Source organism: Pseudomonas sp. GXM4 (assembly GCF_008923895.1).
GTDB lineage: Bacteria > Pseudomonadota > Gammaproteobacteria > Pseudomonadales > Pseudomonadaceae > Aquipseudomonas > Aquipseudomonas atacamensis.
Map to the genome: position 1 here is coordinate 1 of NZ_WBRZ01000508.1, position 1,158 is coordinate 1,158.

1 protein-coding gene is annotated in these 1,158 nt (G+C 61.8%); it reads right to left on the reverse strand.

All coding sequences use genetic code 11. From position 1 onward, the window contains the following. Positions 1 to 64: 64 nt before the first annotated feature. Positions 65 to 1,039: a serine/threonine protein kinase gene (locus F8N49_RS27795; RefSeq protein WP_016772856.1), complete on the reverse strand. Its 975-nt coding sequence runs from the start codon at positions 1,037 to 1,039 to the stop codon at positions 65 to 67. Positions 1,040 to 1,158 lie beyond the last annotated feature (119 nt).

Here is a 1,158-nt window from a genome sequence, read left to right on the forward strand (position 1 = left end):
CTCCTACAGGGATATGCATTCCAAGGTAGGAGCTGCCGAAGGCTGCGATCTTTTGATCTTTAATTCAGAACAACTTCAAAGGTTCTTCGTTAAGCGCGGACAGTTGCTCACGCAATGCCAGCACCTGGTCGCCCCAATACCGCTCCGTGCCAAACCACGGAAAGCTGTGCGGGAATGCCGGGTCGTCCCAGCGCCGCGCCAGCCAGGCGCTGTAGTGCATCAGGCGCAAGGCGCGCAACGGTTCGATCAGCGCCAGCTCGCGCGGGTCGAAATCATGGAATTCGTTGTAGCCGTCCATCAATTCCGACAACTGCCCGAGACATTCCTGGCGATCGCCGGCAAGCATCATCCAGATGTCCTGCACCGCCGGGCCCATGCGGCAGTCGTCGAGGTCGACGATGTGGAACATTTCGTCGCGGCACATCATGTTGCCGGGGTGGCAGTCACCGTGCATGCGGATGTTCTGGTGAGGCGTGGCGGCGTAGACGTCTTCGACGCGTTTGAGCAGGTCGCGGGCAACCGACTCGTACGCCGGCAGCAAACTCTTGGGAATGAAATTGCCTTCGAGCAGGGTGTTCAGCGAGGCATGGCCGAAGTTCTGCACGGCGAGGGCTTCGCGGTGCTCGAACGGCTTGGTGCCGCCCACCGCATGCATGCGCCCGAGCAACTGGCCGAGGCGATACAGTTGATCAAGATTGCCCGGCTCCGGCGCCCGACCACCACGACGCGGGAACAGGGTGAAGCGGAAGCCGGCGTGCTCATGCAGGGTTTCGCCGTTGTGGATCAGCGGCGCTACCACCGGGATGTCGATGTCGGCCAGTTCGAAGGTGAACTGGTGCTCTTCGAGAATGGCCTCGTTGGTCCAGCGCTGCGGACGATAGAACTTGGCAATCAGCGGCTCGGAGTCTTCGATACCGACCTGATACACACGGTTTTCGTAGCTGTTGAGCGCCAGAATGCGCGCGTCGCTGAGGAAACCGATGCTTTCAACGGCATCCAGGACGAGATCGGGGGTGAGGGTTTCAAACGGGTGGGCCATGCTGACTCCTGCGCGCAGCAGGCTGCTGCGTCCGGCTCGGCATGGTAGCGCAGATGGCGGCGCGCAGGGTGTTGGTGTCTGCCCGGGCCTCTTCGCGAGCAGGCTCGCTCCCACCTTGG